Source organism: Paenibacillus pasadenensis (assembly GCF_002864175.1).
Lineage (GTDB): Bacteria > Bacillota > Bacilli > Paenibacillales > Paenibacillaceae > Paenibacillus_O > Paenibacillus_O pasadenensis.
The window spans coordinates 945165-964675 of the sequence record NZ_NFEZ01000004.1 but is presented as its reverse complement, the minus strand read 5'-3'; the positions used below and the strand labels follow the sequence as shown (position 1 = coordinate 964675).

Here is a 19511-nt window from a genome sequence, read left to right as displayed (position 1 = left end):
CACTTGCAGCCCTCCGCCCCTTGCCTGCGCCATCTCGTGCCGTCCTCGCCAGGACGGCGTCAGTCCGCCGCGGCCGTCCGCTCCAGCAGCCGGTCCAGCACGGCCGCAATCTCGGCCCGCGTGCTGGCGGCCTGCGGCCGGAATTGTCCCCGGGCGTCGCCGAGCAGCAGCCCGGCCTGCTCCAGGCGGCTCACCGCCGCCTGAGCCCAGGCCGCGATCAGCGCGCGATCCGAGAAGGAAGAGGACGCGGCGGCTGCCGGCGCCTGCTTCTGCCCGCCCAGGTAGTCGAGCGTGCGATCCAGCATCACCGCCAGCTCCTGTCTCGAGACAGCGGCATCAGGATCGAACCGGCCATCCTCCCGTCCGAGGATCAAGCCGGCCGAGACGGCGGAGGAGACCGCATCGGCATGCCATGCGCCTGCCGGAATATCAGGGAAAGCGGATGGCTTGCCGCCGGATGAGAGGCCAAGCGTCCGGACGAGCAGCGCCGCGAGCTGGGCTCTGGTGGCCGTCGCCGACGGCTCGAAGCGGCTCTCCGTCATGCCGGTCACAATCTGCTTGGCGGCCAGCGACGCGATCGCTTCGTAGCCCCAGTGGCTGGGCGGCACGTCCGCGAACGTCTTGAGATGATCCATGACAGCGTAGGAGCCGGATTCGGTCCAATCCGCACGCAGGACGCGCTCTCCCGGCCTATAAACGCCGCCGGCGTAGCTCCACTCGGCGTCCGTTGCGCCCGCCCGGTACAGGCCGAGCGTCTTGCCTCCGAGCAGCGGAGCCTGCACCCGGAATTCCAGCTGGCCTTGAGGGTACAGCGCCGCGCTGCCCACCGCTGTTCCGTCGGAGCCGACTGCGCTCAAGCGGGCTTCATAGACTGCGCTCCTCGGCGTCCACGCCGCGTGCGGAGCCTTGGCCTCCCCTGCCGGCCGCAGCTCCAGCTCAAGCCAGGCCGCTCCATCCTTGGCGGCGGCAGCCAGCAAGGCGTTCAGCGCGGAGCTTTTCCAAACGGCTGCTGCCCCATCGTGTCCGATCCGGACTTCCTTGGCCGAAATCTTGCCCGCGGCTGCCACCGGAATCCGCGCCCGGCCGGTTCCAGCCTCGAGACGCAAGTCGATCCGGCCTGCCGCGCCTTCGCCCGACAGCTCACTCTCGCCGATGACGCGGACTGCCGGCGCTGGCGATGCGGATGGCGAAGGAGCGGCCGATGCCGCTGCGCCGGACGCCGGCGGCTCGGCCGGAGGCGACGTCGGGCTTGCGCTTGGGGACGGCGTCGGGCTCGTCTCGGAGCCGTCTCCGCCGAACAACGCCTGCGGCTCCGGCGACTGCGGCTGCCGGTCGATGACGAGCATCGTCCAGTAGTCGAGCTCCGGCACCTGGATCACGATGGAATCGCCGTCCCAGACATAGTCGAGCTCCTGCATGGCGCCCTCGCGGCTGTCCGGCGTGGCCGCGTACACCTTCAGCTCCGGCCGCTCCGCCGCCGGGCCGCCGATCGCATAGCGGACCGCAAGATCGTGCGCCGCCTTCGGCTGCCGCGCCTCGTTCCGCCAGTTGGAGTCGTTGTCCAGCAGGTTGATCAGATGGATGACGTCGTAGTCGGCATACCCCTCATTGCCGGCGTTGGTGCGGACGGTCGTCCAAAGCGTCCGCTCCGAGCCGTCCCGGCTCGTCGGCAGCGCCTGCCCCGAAGCGTCGAACGCCTCGACCGCCGCATCCGCATCCGCCTTGCTGTCGAACAGCAGGTTCTCGTAGGCGGCGAAGAACTTGTAGTAGTCCTTCATCGCCTCCTTCGTGCTCTCGGTCATCTTCTTGCTGCGGTTCGGGTAATACTCGTGCGCCAGCATGTTCGGCCCCTCGCCGATCTGCTCCGCCGTCCCGAGCTCGATGTGGGTCGCACCCATCGATGCCAGCGCCGCGTCCATCAGACGCACCGAAGGCTCGTCGAAATACCCGACCGTCACGCCGCGCAGCTGGATCGATCCCGGCACGTCGTCGGCTTCCATTTTCAGCGTCACCTGATGCGCTCCCGCTCCGAGATGCGGCAGGATCACATAGCCGTCGCCGCTGAACGCGTCCTTGCCCTTCGTGCCGTCGAGTCCGATCTTGAGCGGATTGCCGCCCGCATCCTTGGCCCGCTCGCCGTCGATATAGACCGAGCGGGTCGTGAAGGCGCCCGCGTTGGCGTAGGTGAAGATGAGGCTCTGCTCGCCCGCGGCCGGCACTTCGAGCGGGTACGTGACCTGCTGCCCGACCTCGCCGAAGTTCACGACCGTGTCCTTGACGAGAGCGAAGCTCGTGTCACTTCGCGGGTTTTCCGCCTCATAGCTCCGAACGGCACCGGAGCCTTGCGCCGGCCGTACGTCCAGCCGGTCCAGCTGGATCGAGCCTGCCTGCCCGGCCTCCTGACTGATGACGACGACGTTGCTGCCCTGGCGAAGCGCGACGCCCGCCTGGCGCTTGTCCGTCCACGCTGCGGCCGGATCGAGCGTCAGCTCGCCGGCGGCGCTGCCGTTCACCGACACGCTGCGGACCGCGGCTGCCTGTCCTTGGGCGCGGTAGATCCAGTCGAGATCGTAGAGGCCGTCCTCCGGCGCCTGCACCTCGAAGGCGACGCGGTCGTTCACGTTGTCGAAGCCGGAAGCGTACCCGACGACAGGCTGGACGCCGCCCTCCGGCGCCGCGCCGCCGGAGCTGTACAGCCGTCCGTCTGCTACGATGCCGGCTACGTTCGCGTACTGGCCCGAAGTCGCCATTTCCAGCCGCACCTCATGCGCTCCGGCTTCCAGGCGGAGCGGCAGCAGCTTGAGCTGCATGTCTCCGCCCCAGCCGCCCGGCGTGCGGGAGAACGGCACCTGCTGCGCCTGAGGCGCAGGCTGGCCGTCGACCTTCACGGAGAGGGCGGGCTCGTTGTCCGTGCGGTAGAGCACGCCGATAGAATCCACGGCTCGGTCGGCATAGACCCGGTAGGTGACGCTCTGTCCCGCCTGGCCGAAATTGTCCGTGCTCGAAGGCGTCAGGACGATGCTCGCGGCCGGAGGTATTTCCGCGAAATAGGCGGGCAGCTTCTGGTCTCCGACCGTCATGTCCCGCAGCTTGATGCCCAGATCGTCCGCCGGAGCGCGCAGCTCGACGATGTTCTTGCCGGCCTTGAGACGCGCCTGGGCCAGCACGCCGGACGGGACGAACGACTCCCAGCCGCCCGCCGCCGGGAATACGACGTCTGCCTGCCGCTCCCCGTCGACCCTCAGCTCGCGAGATGCTTCCTGCCAGTCGGACGCATAGGTGAACGACAGCGGATAGTCGCCCGCTTGCGGCGCTTCGACCTCGAAGCGGATCGTGTCGCCCTTCGTCTCGAAGCCGTACACATGGCTGTACTGGTCCACGATGACGTTGTCCAGCTCGGCGTCCGCGGCGTCGTACCGCTTGTCGGAGCCGTGGCCGCTGACGGTCAGGCTGGCCAGGTTGAGCCAGAGCCCGTTTGTGTTCAGCGTCAGCCTGACCTCGTTCTCGCCTTTGACAAGCGCGGCCTCGACGACCGCTTCCGCCGTCGGCTCGCCCCATCCGGTCTTCTCCGGGAACGGAATCGCGGCTGCGGCCGTCGCGCCGTTGACGGCCAGCCTTCCTTCCGGAGCTCCTCCGTCGTTGCCATGGCCGTAGCCGAGCTTGAGCCGATAGCTTCCGGCCGCAGGAACCGTGACGCGGAACGTCACCGCGTCCGTATCCTTGCGGCCGAAGTTGCCGACCCAGCCATGGGCCTTCGCGATCCTTGACGGGGACTCGGCTGCAGCCGGCACGTCCCGGGCAGCCGTGCCGCGGGTCTTGACCCCGGTCGCCATCTTGTAGTTCATGTAGCCGGCGATGACCATCGCCTTGCCGCCGTTTTTGGACCGGGTATCCTCGACGACCTTCTGCAGGTCACGGTAATGGTTGCGGTCGCTCCAGATCTCGCTGTAGTCGAAATCGGTCTTGGTCGCCGGATTCGGCACCGCGCTGTACTCGGCGTTGCCTCCGACCATGTTGAAGGTGACGTCGCTTTTCGCCGGATCGTTGGCGGCCAACGCGTCCTTGGTCGCGTTGATGATCTTGTCGTAGTCGAGCGAGTAGTAGCGCTGGCTGCCGTCATACCCGTAGAGGAAGTTCTTGTCGTTCGCCCCCCACTGGTCCAGATGCATTCCGTCGAAGCCGAACTCGTTCGCTGCCCGGACGAACTGTCCGGCGATGTACCGCTGCCATTCCGGGTTGCCCGGATCCTGCAGGAACAACGAGGTCGTCTTGCCGTTCACGTCGAAAGTGAAGCCGTCCTGGCTCTTCTGCGGCTCGGCGGGATCCGGCTTGGCCTTGAACAGGCCCCATCTCGGCGACACGCCGAAGTCCTCGTAGTTCTCGCGGGCCGCATAGTTCATCTGATAGGCCATCGCAGCAGAGCCGTACTTTTGCGCCGCCGCCACCTGCTGCTTGATCGAGAGCGGATACAAGTCCCGCCCGAGCAGATCGGCATAATGCGCCTCGGGCGTAATGGCTTCCGTGACGAAATTCCCTTGCTCGTCCCGGACCGGCTTGCCGCTGGCATCGGTTTTGGAATAGACGCTGACATCGTGGCGCCACATCCAGTCGTAGAACTGGTAGCCGTTCAAGTAATACTCCTGCGAGAGCTGTTTCAGCTTGGCGTCGCTTTCGGCCGCCGTCTCTCTCGGGAACTCGCTCACATAGCCATATCGGGGGAAGCGCTTCCAATCGCTCGAAACGTCAATGGCCGCCGTAACTGCCTCCTCTTCCCTGCCTTTCAGCCAAGCCTTGACCAGATAACCGGTGAAGTCCCTGTCCGGCGGGTTCCAGCTGAAGGACAGCTCTCCTTGTCCCGGCTGCGCCTGGATTGTTTTCGTTCCTTGGGCAATCAGCCGGTTCAGATGGTGGATCTCGACATGCAGCTGGCCTTGCCAAGGCTGCTCGTCGCGGAAGCGCAGCGTCAGCTGCGCCGCCTCGCCCGGAGCATAGCGGGCTTTGCCTACAGCCAGCGATTCGATCGGCGACGCCGGAACGGATGCTGCGGGACCGGCAATCTGCGCCGCCGCAGCGGCTCGTGCCGCGTTCCAGGAAATCGCTCCCGGCAGGACCGCTTGCAGGGCAAGCGCGGCCGCCATGGCGCGAGCGGCATGTTTGACGATAGGTCTCATCATGTTCCTCCTTGATCAAGCATGGATAGGGGTGAGGCTATGGATGCAAAGCAAGGGCATCCCGCGAACCGGCATGCCCTTGCTCAAACCTGCTGTCTCTCTTCCTACTTGCCGTTGGCCTGTCTCCAGGCGTCCAGCTGCTTCTGCGCTTCGGCGATCACTTTATCGGAGCCAGCCGCCTTCATCTTGTCCAGCATTTTCGGGACGTTCTCCTCCGGATCGAGCTGGCCGGACTTGATGCCGTCGACATAAGGCTTGATGGCCGTGTCGATCGCGATCATCTCGTTCTTGACCGGCTCCGGATCAAAGATGAAGCCGAAGATGCGGGAAGGATTTTGCGAGATCGCCTCGTTGAACTTCTTGTAGTTCTCGTATTTGTTCGGATCTTCGCCGACGCGGGTGTAGTTGAGCATCTGGTTGCCGATCTGCCACATGATGTCGTGGCTGTAGCCGACATCGCTGCTCGTCTTGCCTTCCGGCAGCGCGATCTGGCCGTCCTGCAGCACATAGTGCTTGCCCTCGACGCCGAAGTTGAACAGCGTGAGCAGTTCTTTGTCCTTGTAGAACAGGTTCAGCAGCATCATGGCGCGGGCCGGGTCCTTGCTCGTCTTGGAGATCGCCTGCATCGTCGCCGTCATCTTGCCGGTCTGGAGGCGGTCGATGTTGAGCGGAATCTGCAGCACTTCCCGTCCCGCCTTGAGCGTGCCGTTCGGCGATGTCGCCACGGAGCCGATCGACATGTCGGCGATGATGTCCATGTCGCCGACGAACGCGAACGCCTTGCCGGCCTGGAACTTCTTCCACACGTCCAGTCCCGGCGTCAGCGCGTCCTTGTTGATGTAGCCCGCCTTGAACCACTTGTGGGTCAGCTTGGCCAGCTCCATGTAGCGCGGCGTCGTGAACGTATTGACGACCGTGAAGTCGTCCGGGTCCGTATTCAGCACGTTCAGGACGGCGACGCTGGCGATCGCATCCGTCGTGCCCGAGCCGTAGTAGGCCTCGAGCGGGAAGCTCGGCGCGACGAGCGGCGTGACGCCCGGCTCCTTGTCCTTGATCGCCGCGAGCATCGGCTCCAGCGCTTCGACTTTGCCTTCCTTGAACACGCTGAGATCGAAGCCATGCTTCTCCGCCAGCGCCTTGTCGACATAGACGCCCTGCGTGCCGCCGAGCTCCTGATGCGTATGGATGCCGTACAGCTTGCCGCCGCGCTTGGCCGGGTCATGGAAGTCCTTCTCGACCGCCTCGATGTCCGGTCCGTACTTGGCGAGCAGATCGTCCAGCGGCAGCAGGCCGCCCTTGGTCACCTGCTGGTTGAAGCCAAGCCAGTCTGCCGTAAAGATCAGGTCGAACTTCTCGCTGGACGCCATCATCAGGTTCGTCTTGTCGCTCCAGGCGCCCCAGTCGATCGGATTCAGCTTGACCGACACGTTCATCTCGGGATAGGTCTGCTTCAGGTAATCGTTCATCGCGCTTTGGACCGTGCCGAGATCGTTCTGCGGTCCGTCCGGATACACCATGACGACCTCGTATGGCGCAAGCGCTTTCGTTCCGTCGGACGAAGGAGCCGGCGAGATGCCGGCCGCGCCGTTCTGGCCTTCGCCGCCGTTGCCGCCGGAGCAGCCTGCCGCACCGAGCGCCGCCGTAAGCAGCAGCGCGGTCAGCATCGTGGAGCGTTTCTTCCATCGTTTCATGAATATTGCCTCCCCTTGAATGCCTGTTTTCTTCTATGTGCTCAACCGGCCGGAGCCGGAATCAGCCTTTGACTGCCCCTACCGTCAAGCCTTTGACGAAGTATTTCTGCAGGAAGGGGAACACGAGCACGAGCGGCCCGATCGCCACCATCGCCATTGCCATCCGGATCGATTCCAGCGGCTGCGCGACGGTCGCGGTATTGCTGTACGCCTTGTCGGCGATCGCCTGCAGGAACGCCGCGTTCATCAGCGTCTTGTTGAGCAGGTACTGCAGCGAGTACAGCTTCTCGTTGTTGATGAACACAAGGCTGGTGAACCAGTCGTTCCAGTACGCGACGATGGTGAACAGCCCGATCGTCGCCATGACCGGCAGCGACAGCGGCAGGATGATGCTGAAATAGGTGCGGTACTCGCTCGCCCCGTCGATCTGTGCGGAGTCGATGAGGGACGGGGGGATGCTGTTCGTGAAGAACGTCCGCATGATCAGCACGTTGAAGCCGCCGATCAGGCCGGGCAGAATGAGCGCCAGCAGCGTATCCTGGACGCCGAGGAAGCGGGTGTACACCAGATACCAGGGAAGCAGGCCGCCCGAGAACAGCATCGTGAAGAAAACATAGAAACTGAGCGCGCCCCGGTAAGGAAAATCCTTGCGGGACAGCGTGTAGGCGAGCGCCGAGGTAATGAACAGGCTGACCGCGACGCCGATGATCGTGACGAGGATCGTCACGCCGTACGCCCGCAGGATCGACGCGGAGTCCTGCAGCAGATAGCGGTAGGCGACCAGGTCGATCTGCTTCGGCCAGAAGCTGTATCCGTGCTTCGTCACGTCCGTTTCATTGGAGATCGAGATCGTGAACACGAGCCAGAATGGCAGGATGCAGGCGAGGCTGAACAGGCTCAGCCCGATGATGATGAAGGGATTCGTTCGTTTATTGTCCAAGATGCCGCATCCTCCTTAGAACAGCGCGTTCTCTTTGCTGATTTTGCGCACGACGTAGTTGACGGTGAGGACGAGCACGAAGCCGACGATCGACTGCATCAGGCCTGCGGACGAGGCCAGACCGGTATCGCCCGTGACGAGCAGGGCGTTGTAGACGTAGGTATCGATGACCTCGGTCGTTTCCTTGAGCATCGAGGACGCCATCGTCGCCTGGTAGAACAGGCCGAAGTCGGCATTGAAGATGCGTCCGATCGCGAGCAGCGTCAGGATGATGATGACCGGCGTGATGAGCGGCACGGTAATCTTGGTCATCTGCTGCCAGCGGCTCGCTCCGTCGATGCGCGCCGCCTCGTAGTATTCCTGGTCGAGTCCGACGATCGCCGCCAGATAGACGATGGCCGAGTAGCCGACCGTCTTCCACGTATTGACGAGGAGGAGGATGTAAGGCCAGTATTCCGGCGAGGCGTACCAGGCGACCGGATCTTTGCCCATCGGCTCCAGGATCGACTTGTTCACGAAGCCGAGATCCGGATTGAGGAAGCCGAATACGAGGTAGCCGACGATGACCATCGAAACGAAGTTCGGCAGGATTGCCGCGCTCTGGAAAAACCTGGACAGGATGCGGCTTCGCACCTCGTTGAGCACGATCGCCAGCAGCACGGCCAGAACGGTGCCCAAGACGAGGAAGGCGAGGTTGTACAGCAGCGTATGCTTGATGATGCGCCACACGTCGTTGGAGGCGAACAGGAACTCGAAGTTCTTGAGCCCGACCCAGGCGCTGCCCCAGATGCCCTCGGTATAGTTCAGATCCTTGAAGGCGAGGAAAATGCCGAACATCGGCAAATAGTTGTTGATGAAGAGCATGAGGATCGCCGGCAGAGCCAGGACGATGAGCGCCCGGTACTGCCAGGCCTGCTTCAGCCCCCGCCTCGGACGCGCCTTCGCCCTTGGCTCGGGCAGCTCTTCTTGAGTTTGTTGCGCGAAATCTACTGCAGCCACTTCGTCCACCTTCTTGTCGGTTTGGTTTCCATGACCTTAGTATAGAGAGGCAGACAACGGCGCTCCGCCGTTTTTGATACCTCTCCCTAGTCGTTTCGTGACATCCGGTATTCCTGCGGATTGACGCCGAACTGCTTCTTGAACATTTTGGTGAAATGGGAAAAGTTGCTGTATCCGACCTGCTGGGCGGCGGCCGCTACCGTGATCGACGGATCGCCGAGCAGCTGCCGGGCCCGGTCCAACTTGGCTGCAATCAGGCAGTCGATCAGGCTCGAGCCCGTTTGCTTCTTGAACAGCCGGGACAGATAAGCCGGGTTCAGATGCACATGCGCCGCTACGTCGTCCCGTGAAATATCCTCCTCGACGTTCTCGTGTATGAACTGGACCGCCTTGCGCACGGCTCCGTCCTCCTCCTTGGGCGAGAAGGCGGCTTCCAGAACGGCGAAGACGATATTTTCCGCCCAGCTCCGGTACTGCGTCAGGCTGCGGATCCGTGCCGATTCCCAGAGCGAGAACTGCGGCACCGCCGCGGCCGGGATGCCCTTGGCCTGCAGGAAGCTGTAGACAGCGTGCAGCGTGTCCTGGCAGTACCGCTCGATCTGCCGCAGCTGGAGCGCGGGACTCGCCCCTAGCGGCTCGACGCTTCGCAGGATCAGCTCCGAAGCTCCCGCGCCGTCCCCCGCCAGCAAGAGCGACGCTAGCAGCGGCGCGTCGAGGCTGTCGGAATGATCCCCGCCCGGAAGGCGGGATGGCTGCGGCTCATAGACGACGACCGATCCTTTCGGTCCGAGACGGGTGCGCTCCAGTCCGCGCAGCTGCTCGGCGCATCGCGGAAGCTCCGGCAGCGGCACGAACCGCCCGATGTAGCAGGATGCCCTGCAGTAGAAATGAGCTTCGCATACGGCGATCAGCTTGTACGCCGCGTTTCGCCAGCGCTCCGCCGCGAGCTCCTCGCCGGAGCAGGCGATGGCGATCAGCACGCCGCTGCGATCCTGGGCGACGTGGCCGTCCAGCCCGTCCAGCAGGATCTCCCCGGCCGCCTTGCGCACGGCGTATTCCATGATGTCCTCGTCGCGGCCCTCGAGCGGCTTCAGCCACTCCTCGATGCTGACGAGAATCGGCATTGCGCGGGAGGAGGGCGCGAGCTCCAGCTGCGCGTCCTTCAGCGAGCGCTCCAGAAAATCGCCGAACGAGAGAATGCGACGCGACAGCAGATCCTGCCAGAAGCGTTCGGCCAGCAGCGGACGCTGCTTTCTCCACCACTCCCTGTCGTTCCGGTACTGCTCGTCCCGCAGAAGCGCCTCCTCCCGTTCCCGGATCGTCCCCAGCATCCGGCCTACGACCTGCTCGAGCTCCTCGCTGTCAACCGGCTTGAGCAGGTAGTCGGAGCTGCCCAGCTGCATCGCCTGCTTGGCGAACGAGAACTCCGAGTGGCAGGTCAGGAACAGCGTTTGCGTATGCGGGGAATGCTCCTTAGTCCAGCGCACGAGCGACAGCCCGTCCTCGTCCGGCATCTCAATATCGCAGATGAGAATGCCGACGCGGCGCTCGCTCAGCAGCGATTTCGCCTCGTCCGCATGCAGGGCCGCGTGCACGCGCTCGATGCCGAGCGCCTGCCAGTCGACGCATGCCAGAATCCCCTCCACCGCGAACCGCTCGTCATCAACGATCAGCAGCTCCGTCATGAGGCCTCACGCTCCTTTTTTGAATCATGTCCGCTCCCCCGTCAGCCGCCTCCGTCTCCAGCGGCAGCGCCAGGCAGGCCCGCAGTCCTCTCGGCTCCGCTGCCCGGAAAGTCAGCGAAGCCCGCTCTCCGTAGCGGATCGACAGCCGCCTGCGGACGTTCCAGATGCCGATATGGGCGTCGTCCGCCCCCGGTCCGTGGCCGTCCGAGGAGAGGAGCTGCCGCTGCTCCGGGGACATTCCCTTGCCGTTATCCCGCACTTCGACCGCCATCCTCTCCCCCCCGTCCTCCTTCGAGACGAAGATTGCCAGCTCGAACGGTTCTCCCTTCCGCACGCTCATGCCGTGCAGCATCGCGTTCTCGACGAACGGCTGCACGATCAGCGACGGCACGCGCGCCTCCAGCAGCTCCGGATCGATGTCGATCCGGAACGCGAAGCTTTCCTGGTAGCGCAGCTTCTGGATCTCCAGGTAGTTGCGGATATGCTCCAGCTCCTCCGCCATCGGAATCGTCTCGCGGCTCGAGCCGAGCATGAAGCGGAAGTACCGGACCATGTGCCGGACCGTCTTCTTGACGAGCTCGTCGCGTCCGGTGTTGGCCAGCTGGTAGATGATGTTCATCGTATTGAGGAAAAAATGGGGATTGATCTGCAGCTGCAGATGCTTGAGCTCCGCCTTCTGCGCCTGGAGCCGCTCCTCGTAGACGTCGATCTTGAGCTCCTTGATCTCCTTCACCATGCCGTTGAAGGTGCGGTAGATGATGTCGAACTCGGCGATCGGCGAGCCCGGCAGCTTCATCTCCATGTCCCCGTCCTTCGTCCGCCGGATCGCGCCGAGCAGCTGCAGGATCGGGCGGTAGATGATCCGGCGCAGCATGACGAGATAGGCGAGCAGGATGACGAGGACGAACAGCGGCAGCAGGCTGACAAGCGTCTGGAATCCCTTTAATCCTCGCAGCAGCTCGGACGAGGGCAGCACGACCGCCATGCTGAGGCCGGCCGTCTCCGAGCGGCTCGTCACGACGAACAGCTTGCGCCCGCCATCGGCATAGGAAAAGGAAGCGTCCTGCGCCAGCCGCTCCGGCGGGAGGCGGAACGCCGGACTCAGCTCGGCGGACCGGTCGGTCAGGACGGTCCCGTCGGGCGAGGCGAGCAGCAGGTCGCCGCCCTGGCTCAGGTCCAGCCCCGACAGCGGGATGCGGAGCGTATTGACGTTGATCAGAGCGCCGATGAACGTACCCGCGCCCATCTCGTCGCTGACGGCGCGATGGAGGAAGGACTGGCTGCCGATACGCACCGTCGACCACTTGTACAGGAGCGCCTTGCTCCTCTCCGGGTCGTTCAAGGAGCCGGTGATCCAGCTTCCCACCTGGTCATGGTCGGAGCCGGGAATGACGTTGGTCGCGGCGAGCCGGCCGCTGGCTCGGGAGTAGATGTAGAACATGTCGACGGTATGATAGTAGGAGCGATAGGCCGTGTTCCGCTGGAGCAGCTCCATCTCTGCGAAAAAAGCGTCCGAATCCGACAGTCCTGCCGCGCCGAACTTGCGGAAGTTCTCGTCATGCTCGGCGATGAAGACCATGTTGGTCGTAATGTCGCCGAGGCTCCTCTCGATCATCTGCAGGTTGGAGTCGACCAGATTCCGGTAGGAGCTGGCAACCTGCGCGAGCACGACCGACTGTGCGTAGTGGCCCGCCGCCAGCAGCAAAAGCAGCAAGGGCAGCGTAGCGGCGAGAAACAGCGCGATGAAGCGCGTGCCGAGCCTTTTCGTCCGGGTCTTGTGGATCATGAGGAAGCGCCTCCGGGGAAGAAAATGGGAAAAAACGCGGGCAGACCTGCCTTGCGGCAGATCGGCCCGCGCCGGTTCGGCCGATCAGGCGAACAGCCGGTAGACTTGAGCTTCGTACGGCCGCAAGAGGGCGCGGCGCAGATTCGCGGGCGGGTCATAGTTGCCGATCAGCCGTTCTGCGCGGCTGAACCCGATCTCCTCGGGGAGCCGGAACTCGGCCTGATCTCCGAAGAAATTGAGTACGACGAGCAGCGACTCTTCCCCTCGGGAGCGGACGTAGGCGAAGACGCGCTCATCCTCCTCCCCGATCAGGCGGAACCCGGAGTAACCGGTTACGTCATGCTCGCGGCGAAGCGCGATCAGCTGCCGATAGTAGTGGAAGATCGAATCCGGGTCGTTCACTGCCTGCTCGGCGTTGATGTCGGGATAGTTCGGATTGACGGCGATCCAAGGCGTGCCGGTTGTGAATCCCGCATGCTCCGATCCGTCCCACTGCATCGGCGTCCGCCCGTTGTCCCGGCCTTTGGCGTAGATGGCGTTCATGATGTCCGCCTCGTCGCGTCCCGCCGCAAGCTGCTCCGCGAACATGTTGAGCGTCTCGATGTCCTTGTAGCTCTCGATCGAGGCGAACCTAACGTTCGTCATGCCGAGCTCCTCGCCCTGATAGATGTACGGCGTGCCCTGCAGCGTATGCAGCAGCGTCGCCAGCATCTTGCCGGATTCCTTGCGGTAAGTCCGGTCGTCGCCGAAGCGCGACAGCATGCGCGGCTGGTCGTGGTTGTTGAGGTAGAGGCTGTTCCAGCCCTTGCCCTCGAGCCCGGTCTGCCACTTGGCGATGATCCGCTTGATGTCGCGCAGGTCCCAGGGCTTGAGATCCCATTTGCCGTGCGGGCCGGAGTCGACGTCCATGAGCTCGAAGTGGAACACCATGTTCAGCTCGTTCCGCTCCTCGCCGACGTACAGCGCGGCATCCTCCGGCGTCACGCCGATCGTCTCCCCCACCGTCATGATGTCGTACTTGGACAGCACCTCTCGGTTCATCTCCTGCAGGTATTCATGCACGCGGGGGCCGTTCATGAAATGCTCGCCGCCAAAGCGCCAGCCTTCGCCTTGCTCGACCCGCGGGAGAGCGGGGTTCTTGGAGATGAGGTTGATGACGTCCATCCGGAAGCCGTCGATGCCCTTGTCAAGCCACCAGGCCATCATGTCGTACACGTCCTGCCGCAGCTTCGGATTTTCCCAGTTGAGGTCCGGCTGCTTCTTGGAGAAGAGATGCAGGAAATATTCTTCCGTCCGCTCGTCGTACTGCCAGGCGGAGCCGCTGAAGAAGGAGCCCCAGTCGTTCGGCTCGCCGCCGTCCGCCCCCGGACGCCAAATATAGTAGTCGCGGTACGGATTGTCCTTGGACTTGCGCGACTCGACGAACCAGGCATGCTCGTCGGAGCTGTGGTTGACGACCAGGTCCATGATGAGCTTCATGCCGCGCGCGTGGATCTGGGCCAGCAGCTCCTCCCAGTCCGCGATCGTGCCGAACTCGCTCAGGATCGACCGGTAGTCGCTGATGTCGTAGCCGTTGTCGTCGTTGGGCGATTCATAGACCGGACAGAGCCAGATGACGTCGACGCCGAGCCGCTTCAGATAGTCGAGCTTCGAGAGGATGCCGGGGATGTCTCCGATTCCGTCTCCGTCGCTGTCCATGAAGCTGCGCGGGTAGATCTGGTATACGACGCTGTCTTTCCACCACTTGTCTGCCATTTGTCCTCTTCCTTTCGTCGTTCATGCTCATGTGGAAAGGCTCCGAACGCTCTGCCGCTCGACAATCCGATGGGCGATCCGGACGGACTCTCCCGGCTGCCCCGTCTCGGCCATGGCGATAAGCTTCTCGACGGCCGTCCGCCCCAGCTCCGCCAGCGGCTGATGCACGGTCGTGAGCGGCGGATGCACCATCCGCGCCAGGCGGATGTCGTCGTAGCCGATGACCGACAGCTCCTCCGGCACCCGGATGCCCGCCGCGAGCGCATGATGCATCGCGCCGGCCGCCATCTCGTCGCTGGCGGCGAATACCGCCGTGAAAGGGAGGCCTCTCTCCAGCAGCCGCCGCATGGCGACGGCGCCGCTCTCATAGAAGAAGTCGCCGTAGACGACCCGCTCCGGTACCCATGGCAGGCCGTGATCGAGGAGAGCTTGCCGGCAGCCCTGCACTCTCGGCGCGCCGGCGACCGGATCCTTCTCGGTGCCGGCGATCATCGCGATGTCGCGATGGCCCTGCGCGATCAAGTAGGATGCGGCATCGTAAGCGGCTTGGGCGTCATCCACCTTGACATGGGGGAATCGGGGGTCGGCCGTCTCCGAGTTGATGAGCACGACAGGCACGTCCATTCGGCGGAGCGCCGCGAGATACGGCTCCGTCAGCGCCTCGCTGACGAACAGGATGCCGTCGGCCTGCTTCTCGCGCAGCGTCTGCAGGTAGTCGAGCGTGCGCTTGCCGTCCTCGTCCGTATTGCAGACGAGCACGCTGTAGCCGCACGCATGGGCATAGCTCTCGATGCCCTGCAGCAGGCCTGCGGCGAACTCGCTGGAGAGCATCGGGAACAGCACGCCGATCGTCCGCGTCCGCTTGTTCGTCAGCGAGCGGGCGACCGCGTTCGGGTGGTAGCCCAGCTCTTCAATCGTCTGGAGCACCTTTCGCTTCGTCTTGTCCGAGTAGCCGGCGAGGCCGTTCAGCACGCGGGACACCGTCGCCACCGACACCCCGGCCTCGCGGGCTACATCGCGGATCGTAAGCATTCGCCGCCTCCTATAGGTTGTTGCCCGTAACGTAACCGGTTACGTCAAGTATAGGAGCCGGCCGCCAGTCCGTCAATCACCGGCCGATCGGCTCGATCGGCGCCATCCGTCCGTAGACGGCCGGAGCTCCCGGAGTCGGCGCCGCCCAGCGCACGGCGTTGCCGATGACCTGCAGCACGTCCGGATGATGGTAGACGGGGAACGTCTCATGTCCCGGACGGAAATAGAACAGCCTGCCCTTGCCGCGCCGGTAGCAGCAGCCGCTGCGGAACACCTCGCCGCCCTCGAACCAGGAGATGAACACGAGTTCGTCCGGCGCCGGAATCTCGAACCGCTCGCCGTACATCTCCTCCTTGGGAATCTCGATAAATTCTCCAAGCCCGTCGGCAATCGGATGGCCGTGCTCGATGACCCAGAGGCGCTCCCGCTCGCCGTCATCCCGCCACTTCAGCGCGCCTGTGCGCGTTCCGAGCAGGCGACCGAACACTTTGGAGCCATGTCCGGAGTGGAGCACGATCAGGCCCATGCCCTGCAGCACGCGGTCCTGCACGCGGCTCGCGATCTGGTCGCTCACCTCGTCATGGGCCAGATGGCCCCACCAGAGCAGCACGTCGGTCTGCTCCAGCACCTCTTCGGTCAAGCCATGCTCCGGTTCGTCCAGCGTCGCGGTCCGTACCTCGAACGAACCTGCCCTACGCAGATGGGCGGCGATCGCGCCGTGGATGCCTTCCGGGTAGATTTCCGCTACCCGGGGATTGGTCTTCTCATGCCGATATTCATTCCATACGGTGACTCGGATCGCTGCCATGCTGATCTCCTCCTATTCAATCGTTACCCATCGCCGCTGCTCGAACGACTCTACGATGGCGTCCACCGCCCGCTGATTCGCCAGCCCATCCTCGATTGTCGCGTCGAGCCCGTCTCCGCCGCCCTGCAGCAGCTCGATGAAGGATCGCATTTGATCAGCATGGAACGCCTCCGGGATGTCGACCGAGCGGAACGCCTCGTCGCCGTCCAGTCGGATGCGGAGCGTATCGTCCTCCTCCAGCCGGTAGACGAGCGCGCCCTTCGTGCCGTAAATCTCGATCCGCTGGTAATTGCCGCGACCGCTCGCGAAGCGGGAGATCGCCATCGTTGACGAGATGCCGCCCTCGAGGCGGGAGAGCACATGGCAAAAGTCGTCGACGTCGACCTCGCCTTGCCCGGAGCCGTCCAGCAGGTCGCGCTGCGGCACGATCGTGCCGGCATCGGCGACGACGCGCTCGGTGCCGCCGATCAGGAAGCGGGTCAGGTCCAGAATGTGGCTGCCCAGATCGCCGATCGCGCCCGATCCCGTCTTCTCCTTGCGGAACCTCCAGACGAGCGGAATGCGCTCGTCCATCGCCCAGCCCTGCATGTACTGGCTGTGGACATGCAGGATCCTGCCCAGCCGCCCCTCGTTGATGAGCTGCCTCGCGTACCGGGCGGCTTTTTTGTAGCGGTAGGAAAAACAGATCAGATGCGGAACGGGAGACGCTTTCAAAAGCTGCGCCAGCTCCGCCGCTTCCGCCGCGTCCATCGCCACCGGCTTCTCCAGCGCAAACGCCTTGCCGCTCGCGATCGCCAGCTTGGCCAGCCCGCAGTGGCTCTCGTTCGGCGTGCCGATCATGACCGCGTCCAGCTCGGGATCGCGCAGCATCGCCTCGGGCTCCTCGTACACGCGCGCTGCCGGCAGCCCCCACTCGACCCTGCGCCGCTCGAGCGGCTCCGGGCTGCTGTCGCAGATCGACCAGATTTCCGCATCGGGAATCTTCTTCAGTCCGTCCGCATAAAAGGAGGCTATTCCTCCGACTCCAATGAATCCGATTTTCAAGGCCGCCATTTCATCTCACCTCTGTTGTCCATTGGGATTGAACTCCACTCCCAGCATAGGATAGGATGGACGGGATGAACATGGCCGTTTCGGGCATCATTTATCCAATTCCGACTTTTATGCTGAAAGGGGAGCACGCTTCCTCGTGATCTCGATCAATCTGGAATTCGCTCCGCAGGTGGCTCTGGTCGGCTTCATCTCCTACGGCAGCCCCTGGATGCATTTCAGGCGCGTCTCCGACGAGCCCATCCTCTACCTCGTCAAAAGCGGCGAGCTGCATCTGCTCGAGGACGGGCAGCCGCATGTCCTGCGCAGCGGCGACGCCCTCCTGCTCGAGGACGGACTGGAGCATGAAGGAACGGCCGCCCATGCCTGCGACTATTACTACATCCACTTCAGGCACCCGGAGCTGATCCGCCTGCCGTCCGGCGAGACGGAGCCGCTCGTCTCCTCCTTCTTCCGTGAAGAAGAGGAGGAGGCGGACAGCCGCTGCCGCTTCCCGAAGCAGTTCCACATCCCCGCCCTGTTCTCCCGCTCTCCGGCCGCCGGCGTCCTGAGCGAGCTCATCCAGCTGCAGCGGCGCAAGCAGTACAACCGCGTCCTAGCCTCGCTGAAGCTGGCGGAGCTGTTCGTCTGGCTGTCGCGCGAGCATATGCTGGCGCAGCTGCAGCGCAGCCGCAAGCGGACGTCCCGACTCGACCTGGCCGCGCATGAGCTGCTCGACCGCATCCACCAGGACGATGCCGGCAAATGGACGGGCGAACGGATCGAGCGCGAGCTCGGCTGCAGCTTCGACGCCCTGAACCGCTCGTTCCGCCAGCTCGCCGGCATGCCGATCGCGCAGTACGCCAACAAGGTGCGCATCGACCGCGCCTGCGAGCTGCTGCGGACGACGACGCTTCGCGTCGGCGAGATCGGCCGCCTCGTCGGCTTCGAGGACGTCTATTCCTTCAGCAAGGCGTTCAAGAAAAGCAAAGGCGTCCCTCCCAGCGCCTATGGCGCGGGAGGGACGGAAGGCTAGCGTGTATATATGCAGCCTCCGAAGGAAGCCGATGCCGTTAAATCGTATACACCTGCTCTCGCCGCCGATCCGCCTCCGCATCCCGTTCGAGGATGCGGTCGAGAATCGTCCGCTCGTAATGCGCGAACGAGCTGTCATGCTCTCGCGGGCGGTCGAGCCGGATGTCGAGGTCGAGCCCGATGCGCCCCTCCTCGATCAGGATGACCCGGTCGGCCAGCGCCACCGCCTCGCTCACATCATGCGTGACGAGCACGGCGGTGAAGCCCTGCTCGCGCCACAGCCGCTCGATCAGCTGCTGCATCTCGATGCGCGTCAGCGCGTCCAGCGCGCCGAGCGGCTCGTCGAGCAGCAGCAGGCCGGGCTGCCCGCCGAGCGCGCGGGCAAGCGCGACCCGCTGCCGCTGTCCGCCGGACAGCACGCCCGGCCACTCGTCCGCCCGGTCGCCGAGGCCGACCTGCTCCAGCGCGCGTTGCGCCTGGGCGCGGTCGGTCCCGCCGCTGGCGACGCGCACGTTGTCGAGGGCGCTTTTCCACGGCAGCAGCCGCGCGTCCTGGAACAGCATCCGCGTCCGGTCGCCGATGCCCGCTACCGGCTCGCCGTCGAGGCTGACGCTGCCCGAGCTCGGGGCGTCCAGCCCCGCGATCAGCCGCAGCAGCGTGCTCTTGCCGCAGCCGCTGCGTCCGACGATGGCGACGAACTGGCCCGCCGGCACGTCGAGCTCCACTTCATGCAGCACCTGCTTATCCCCGAACCACTTTGCCGCCTGCCGGATCTGCAGCCTCGCTCCGGATGCCGCCCGCCTCTGCTCTGCGCCCACGCCGCCCGCCTCCTTTCCTGTCGACCGCATAGTTGGGATTCCATTGCAGCAGCCGCTCCTCCAGCGCCTTGGCCGCGAGGTCGGACAGCTTGCCGAGCGCCGCATAAAGCAGGATCGCCAGCACGACGATGTCGAGCCGCATGAACTCGCGGGCGTTCATCGCCATGTAGCCGATGCCGCTGTTGGCGCTGATCGTCTCGGAGACGATCAGCGTCAGCCACATGAGACCGAGCGCGTAGCGCACGCCGACGAGGATCGAGGCGAGCGCTCCCGGCAGGACGACATGCCGGTACAGCGCCGCGCCGCGGATCTTGTACACGCGCGCCATCTCCAGCAGGCCGGGATCGATCGAGCGGATGCCGTGCAGCGTGTTGAGGTAGATCGGGAAGAACACGCCCAGCACGACGAGAAACACCTTGGCCGTCTCGCCGATGCCGAACCAGAGGATGACGAGCGGGATCAGCGCCAGATGGGGCACGTTGCGCACCATCTGGATCGTGCTGTCGAGCAGCCGGTTGGCGCTGTGGGACAGGCCGTTCAGCAGTCCCAGCGCGAAGCCGATGCCGCCGCCGATGAGGAAGCCGAGCAGCGCCCGCTGGGTGCTGCTCCAGATGTAGCGCAGCAGCTCGCCGGTGCGGGCGAGCTGGATGCCCGCTTCCGCCACCTTGAGCGGCGTAGGAAGCGTGCGCGAGGACACGGCGCCGTAATGCCCGAGCAGCTGCCAGGCGACCAGGATGGCCGCCGGCACCAGGAACGGGGTCA

Annotated in this window: 13 protein-coding genes and 1 pseudogene; 1 reads left to right on the top strand and 13 read right to left on the bottom strand. The window is 64.5% G+C overall.

Annotated elements, in window-relative coordinates; translation table 11 throughout:
* Positions 1–59 precede the first annotated feature (59 nt).
* The 11 genes and pseudogenes from B8V81_RS13790 to B8V81_RS13745 form a co-directional block, all read right to left on the bottom strand.
* Positions 60–5174, bottom strand: coding sequence for a glycoside hydrolase family 66 protein (locus B8V81_RS13790; protein WP_240479060.1), 5115 nt, complete (start codon positions 5172–5174; stop codon positions 60–62).
* A 101-nt stretch (positions 5175–5275) separates the two neighbouring features.
* Positions 5276–6862, bottom strand: coding sequence for an ABC transporter substrate-binding protein (locus B8V81_RS13785; RefSeq protein ID WP_028600269.1), 1587 nt, complete (start codon positions 6860–6862; stop codon positions 5276–5278).
* Positions 6863–6923: 61 nt separating this feature from the next.
* Positions 6924–7802 (bottom strand): carbohydrate ABC transporter permease, encoded by an 879-nt coding sequence (locus B8V81_RS13780; protein WP_028600268.1) that lies wholly within the window; start codon positions 7800–7802, stop codon positions 6924–6926.
* A 15-nt stretch (positions 7803–7817) separates the two neighbouring features.
* A complete protein-coding gene (locus B8V81_RS13775; RefSeq protein WP_373864119.1) occupies positions 7818–8801 on the bottom strand; it encodes an ABC transporter permease in 984 nt (327 codons plus the stop codon).
* An 86-nt stretch (positions 8802–8887) separates the two neighbouring features.
* On the bottom strand, positions 8888–10486 hold the full coding sequence (locus tag B8V81_RS13770) for a response regulator transcription factor (RefSeq protein ID WP_028600266.1): 1599 nt from the start codon (positions 10484–10486) through the stop codon (positions 8888–8890).
* Positions 10464–12272: a cache domain-containing sensor histidine kinase gene (locus B8V81_RS13765; protein WP_052333539.1), complete on the bottom strand. Its 1809-nt coding sequence runs from the start codon at positions 12270–12272 to the stop codon at positions 10464–10466. The genes B8V81_RS13770 and B8V81_RS13765 overlap by 23 nt, the downstream gene beginning before the upstream one ends.
* A gap of 84 nt (positions 12273–12356) precedes the next feature.
* On the bottom strand, positions 12357–14027 hold the full coding sequence (locus B8V81_RS13760; protein ID WP_028600265.1) for an alpha-glucosidase: 1671 nt from the start codon (positions 14025–14027) through the stop codon (positions 12357–12359).
* Between the two features lie 27 nt (positions 14028–14054).
* A complete protein-coding gene (locus tag B8V81_RS13755) occupies positions 14055–14870 on the bottom strand; it encodes a substrate-binding domain-containing protein (RefSeq protein WP_307719984.1) in 816 nt (271 codons plus the stop codon).
* A gap of 57 nt (positions 14871–14927) precedes the next feature.
* A pseudogene (locus tag B8V81_RS26170) lies at positions 14928–15062 on the bottom strand (LacI family DNA-binding transcriptional regulator); the annotation flags it as partial.
* 73 nt (positions 15063–15135) lie between these two features.
* On the bottom strand, positions 15136–15867 hold the full coding sequence (locus tag B8V81_RS13750) for a ThuA domain-containing protein (protein ID WP_028600263.1): 732 nt from the start codon (positions 15865–15867) through the stop codon (positions 15136–15138).
* 12 nt (positions 15868–15879) lie between these two features.
* On the bottom strand, positions 15880–16920 hold the full coding sequence (locus B8V81_RS13745) for a Gfo/Idh/MocA family protein (RefSeq protein ID WP_028600262.1): 1041 nt from the start codon (positions 16918–16920) through the stop codon (positions 15880–15882).
* A gap of 136 nt (positions 16921–17056) precedes the next feature.
* On the opposite strand from B8V81_RS13745, the gene B8V81_RS13740 reads away from it, so the two are divergent.
* Positions 17057–17932 (top strand): helix-turn-helix transcriptional regulator, encoded by an 876-nt coding sequence (locus B8V81_RS13740; protein ID WP_028600261.1) that lies wholly within the window; start codon positions 17057–17059, stop codon positions 17930–17932.
* A gap of 37 nt (positions 17933–17969) precedes the next feature.
* Here B8V81_RS13740 and B8V81_RS13735 read toward each other — a convergent pair whose 3' ends face one another.
* Together B8V81_RS13735 and B8V81_RS13730 are read right to left on the bottom strand one after the other, a co-directional pair.
* Positions 17970–18749 (bottom strand): ATP-binding cassette domain-containing protein, encoded by a 780-nt coding sequence (locus tag B8V81_RS13735; protein ID WP_240479059.1) that lies wholly within the window; start codon positions 18747–18749, stop codon positions 17970–17972.
* Positions 18673–19497: an ABC transporter permease subunit gene (locus B8V81_RS13730; protein WP_240479058.1), complete on the bottom strand. Its 825-nt coding sequence runs from the start codon at positions 19495–19497 to the stop codon at positions 18673–18675. Before B8V81_RS13730 ends, B8V81_RS13735 begins: the two co-directional genes overlap by 77 nt.
* Between the last annotated feature and the right edge of the window lie 14 nt (positions 19498–19511).

Bases quoted from the DNA above. Each gene is read 5' to 3' on its own strand.
- B8V81_RS13790 (WP_240479060.1), bottom strand. From the start codon at position 5,174: ATGATGAGACCTATCGTCAAACATGCCGCTCGCGCCATGGCGGCCGCG.
- B8V81_RS13785 (WP_028600269.1), bottom strand. From the start codon at position 6,862: ATGAAACGATGGAAGAAACGCTCCACGATGCTGACCGCGCTGCTGCTT.
- B8V81_RS13770 (WP_028600266.1), bottom strand. From the start codon at position 10,486: ATGACGGAGCTGCTGATCGTTGATGACGAGCGGTTCGCGGTGGAGGGG.
- B8V81_RS13765 (WP_052333539.1), bottom strand. From the start codon at position 12,272: ATGATCCACAAGACCCGGACGAAAAGGCTCGGCACGCGCTTCATCGCG.
- B8V81_RS13760 (WP_028600265.1), bottom strand. From the start codon at position 14,027: ATGGCAGACAAGTGGTGGAAAGACAGCGTCGTATACCAGATCTACCCG.
- B8V81_RS13750 (WP_028600263.1), bottom strand. From the start codon at position 15,867: ATGGCAGCGATCCGAGTCACCGTATGGAATGAATATCGGCATGAGAAG.
- B8V81_RS13745 (WP_028600262.1), bottom strand. From the start codon at position 16,920: ATGGCGGCCTTGAAAATCGGATTCATTGGAGTCGGAGGAATAGCCTCC.